This window comes from Vibrio sp. M260118 (genome assembly GCF_036533755.1).
In the GTDB taxonomy this organism is placed as follows: domain Bacteria; phylum Pseudomonadota; class Gammaproteobacteria; order Enterobacterales; family Vibrionaceae; genus Vibrio.
On sequence record NZ_JATABG010000344.1, the window covers coordinates 1 to 3,706 of the forward strand.

Consider the following 3,706-nt stretch of genomic DNA (forward strand, 5'->3'; position numbering starts at 1 on the left):
TTACAGAAACTGGTTGGTGAACAATTAAAAGTTAAGCCTCATTACCGTTGTCGTAAATGCGGCTTCTCGACCCATTCATTGTATTGGCATTGTCCCTCGTGTAAAGGTTGGGGGACGATCAAGCCGATCCGAGGATTGGATGGTGAATAAATTATTTATGGGATGACCCATTACAAAAATGCAGCGGCGATCCCGCTGCTTTTTTTCGATTTGTTTAAAGTAAGTGAGGAGATGAAATGATCGACCAAAAAGTAATTGTTGCACTCGACTATGATAACCAAGCCGATGCGCTCGCTTTTGTTGATAGAATTGACCCAAGCTCATGCCGACTAAAAGTAGGCAAGGAGATGTTTACACTATTTGGTCCTGATTTCGTCAAAGAACTGCACAAGCGTGGCTTTTCAGTGTTCTTAGACCTCAAGTTCCATGATATTCCAAATACCTGCTCTAAAGCGGTACGTGCGGCTGCAGAGCTAGGTGTGTGGATGGTGAACGTTCATGCCAGTGGGGGCGAACGCATGATGGCAGCATCACGTGAGATACTCGAACCTTATGGTAAAGATCGTCCGCTACTGATTGGTGTTACAGTGTTAACCAGTATGGAGCAAAGTGACTTGGCGGGTATTGGCTTGAATATTCAACCACAAGAGCAAGTTATCCGTTTAGCTAACTTAACTAAGAACGCTGGCCTAGATGGTGTGGTTTGTTCAGCGCAAGAAGCGTTTATGCTTAAGAGCGAACTTGGCAAAGAGTTCAAGTTAGTAACACCGGGTATTCGCCCGGCAGGTGCTGCAGTTGGTGACCAAAAACGTATTATGACGCCAGTTGACGCAATCCAAGCAGGTTCTGACTACCTAGTGATTGGTCGCCCAATAACACAGGCTGCCGATCCAGCAGCAGTACTTGCAGAGATTAATTCAACTCTAGCGTAAGCTACGCTTAATAAAACAAAGGCCAGTGTGATGCTGGCCTTTGTTGTTTCTATGTGGCGTTAATTGAGCCTATCTGCGGAACTCCGCTGTGAAATTTAAAGTCGCTGTCTGGTGACGAAATCAGTTCAGCCTCTAGTTTGCCAAAGTAGTCTATGCGCTCAGTAATATCTTCTCCGGCAATCTCCTCTGCTAGGGTTAGGTAGTCTTGATAGTGACGTGCTTCGGAGCGTAGGAGAGAGATATAGAATTTGCCGATGTCTTCATCCATATTCGGTGCTAGCATAGCAAAGCGTTCACAGGAACGAGCTTCTATGTATGCACCGATGATAAGTTTATCGATTAAAGTTTGGGGCTCATGGGTCGCCATATTGGAAATCAGGCCTTTTGCGTAGCGGCTCGCTTGTACGGGCTCATAAGCGATACTGCGGTTATCCATTATTTCTAGTACTTGGTAAAAGTGGTGTAACTCTTCTTTAATCAACAAAACCATCTTATCGATAAGATCTTGGCTATATGGTGAGCCAGACTTAGCCATAATCGCTTTAGAGATATTACTCTTTCCTTTAAGTGTTTTTAAGTCGCCTGTTTTTCGGTAAGCGAAATCCTCATACGGCTTAAACCAGTCAAGCAGATTGTGAGCACTTACTTTATCGACAGCGTATTTGCGGATGAGATACATCGCAGATTGGCCAGCTTTCAGCTCACACAGTAAGTGGTCAATTAAGATGACTTTTAAGTTCTCTGTCTTGCGTGCTTCATTAACCCATTCAGCTGGTGTAGGGCATTGAAGGAAGGCGTTAATCGGCTTGAGAAGGCTTTGGTATTGTTCGAGTTCGATCATGTTTAGCTGAGTGTTTAATATTAGTCGTTGAGTATTCAAGTAAAAAGAAAGGCCGCTAAAGCGACCTTTTTAGATTTTAGTAACGGAATAGTACTACCATTTTTTCTTTTCACCAAAGAGCGCTTCCATATCGTCTTTACGCTGGTCTTCAGCGATTTGGTGTAGCTCTTCAGCGTTACGATTCTGACGTTTAGTCTCTAACTCGTCGTACATAGTTTGCAGTTTTTCTTTCGCTTGCAGAGAGTAGGCGTCACTTTTGGTGCTAAGTGCGTCTAGGCCCTTTTTAAGCAGTTGGATGGCTGTACCAGGCTGACCGCGAACAATGGCATCGTTTGATCGTTTAATTACGTTTTCAATGTTAATACGAATCTGAATTGTCTCTAGGCGTGCGTTTTCCGCTACATAAGCTTGGGTCTCAAAGCGTCCTTTGTTGTGCTCACTACGAATAGTATCACGCAGGCGCTTAACCAACTTGAGCATTACAATCGCTTGTTTGTCGCTAGTCGGAACTTTAAAACTCGCGCTTTCACCACCTTGGTAGTTGTCGCTGAGCTGCTTAATTTGTTGGTTAGTATGTTCAACACGTTGTTCAAGTTGCTTATTTTTGGGATCAAGCTCGTGCATGCTTTTCAATGCATCAAGAATGCGCGTGTTCAGACACAACAAAAGCTCTTTGCTGTAAGGCATATGGTGAGCGTGCCCAATTAAGTCTTCAGTTGCGTCAATGATCTGTAAGTAGCGTGAACTTTCCTGTTTACGAGCTGTTTCCGCTTTAACTTTATACTGAAGCATAATGTTATAGCCAAGGATCAAGACGAGTAAGATGGCAACTAAAGCTATGATTAAACCAATATTCATAAATTCCGTATCTTATGTTTTTTTAATGGCTAGCTGGTAAGCATACACGATTCTGTCCAGCTCCTGCACCTGTTTTGTATTATCACCTAAATGATAGATATTATTAATGAAAACTCACTTCGCAACGCTCGTTATGAGTAATTGGTTGCAAAAAGGGCTTCTCCAAGTAAAAAGAACCGCCTTTTCCACTGCTCAATTGCGATTGGACTATCAATTTACTGTTAATGGCGTTATAACTAAATATTATAAACTATGTTCGCTCATTATGGGTCTTTGATAAGGGATTGCGAGGTCGAGAATGAAATTACAACAATTGAAGTATATTGTTGAGGTTGTTAATCATAATCTAAATGTGTCAGCGACAGCTGAGAGCTTATACACATCGCAACCAGGTATTAGTAAGCAGGTTCGTCTTTTAGAAGATGAACTTGGCATTCAAATTTTTGAACGTAGTGGTAAACATCTGACTCAGGTGACTGGCGCTGGTCAAGACATCATTCGTATATCGCAAGAAATTTTAGCTCGAGTCGAGAGCATTAAAGCGGTTGCTGGGGAACATACTCATCCAGAAATGGGTACACTGAATATCTCGACCACTCACACTCAGGCTCGTTACGCCCTGCCAGATGTTATCAAAGGCTTTACAGCACGATATCCTAAAGTATCGCTGCACATGCATCAAGGTACACCTTCGCAAATGTCTGAAGCGATCGCGAAAGGGACCGCAAACTTTGCTATTGCAACGGAAGCGTTACACCTTTACCAAGATGCGATCATGCTGCCATGTTATCACTGGAATCGTTCAATTGTTGTGCCTAAGTCTCACCCATTGGCACAGAAAGAGAAGGTGTCGATTCAAGACCTTGCTACATACCCACTGGTGACTTACGTATTTGGTTTTACCGGACGTTCTGAGTTAGATACCGCGTTCAACAAGTATGGCTTAACTCCACGCGTGGTCTTTACGGCGACCGATGCTGACGTCATTAAAACTTATGTGCGTATGGGAATTGGGGTTGGCGTTATTGCTAGCATGGCTATTGACCAAGAGCTGGATAGTGACCTTGTTGCTATC

At 43.3% G+C, this 3,706-nt stretch carries 4 protein-coding genes and 1 pseudogene; 3 read left to right on the forward strand and 2 right to left on the reverse strand.

Annotated features, from left to right (window positions below; translation table 11 throughout):
- Together QTO00_RS16360 and pyrF are read left to right on the forward strand one after the other, a co-directional pair.
- Window positions 1–150: pseudogene (locus tag QTO00_RS16360) on the forward strand (lipopolysaccharide assembly protein LapB); the annotation flags it as partial.
- Between the two features lie 86 nt (window positions 151–236).
- A complete protein-coding gene (pyrF, locus tag QTO00_RS16365; RefSeq protein WP_331425738.1) occupies window positions 237–932 on the forward strand; it encodes an orotidine-5'-phosphate decarboxylase in 696 nt (231 codons plus the stop codon).
- A 49-nt stretch (window positions 933–981) separates the two neighbouring features.
- On the opposite strand, the gene miaE is transcribed toward pyrF, so the two are convergent.
- Window positions 982–1,773, reverse strand: coding sequence for a tRNA isopentenyl-2-thiomethyl-A-37 hydroxylase MiaE (gene miaE, locus QTO00_RS16370; RefSeq protein ID WP_331425739.1), 792 nt, complete (start codon window positions 1,771–1,773; stop codon window positions 982–984).
- A gap of 93 nt (window positions 1,774–1,866) precedes the next feature.
- Entirely contained in the window at window positions 1,867–2,631 is a 765-nt protein-coding gene (locus QTO00_RS16375) for a DNA repair protein (RefSeq protein WP_331425740.1), read from the reverse strand.
- A 298-nt stretch (window positions 2,632–2,929) separates the two neighbouring features.
- Here QTO00_RS16375 and cysB point away from each other — a divergent pair.
- Window positions 2,930–3,706: HTH-type transcriptional regulator CysB (gene cysB / locus QTO00_RS16380; RefSeq protein WP_331425741.1), on the forward strand; the 777-nt coding region annotated here is incomplete at its 3' end.

Coding starts and splice junctions, on each gene's coding strand:
- pyrF (WP_331425738.1), top strand. CDS start 237: ATGATCGACCAAAAAGTAATTGTTGCACTCGACTATGATAACCAAGCC.
- miaE (WP_331425739.1), bottom strand. CDS start 1,773: ATGATCGAACTCGAACAATACCAAAGCCTTCTCAAGCCGATTAACGCC.
- QTO00_RS16375 (WP_331425740.1), bottom strand. CDS start 2,631: ATGAATATTGGTTTAATCATAGCTTTAGTTGCCATCTTACTCGTCTTG.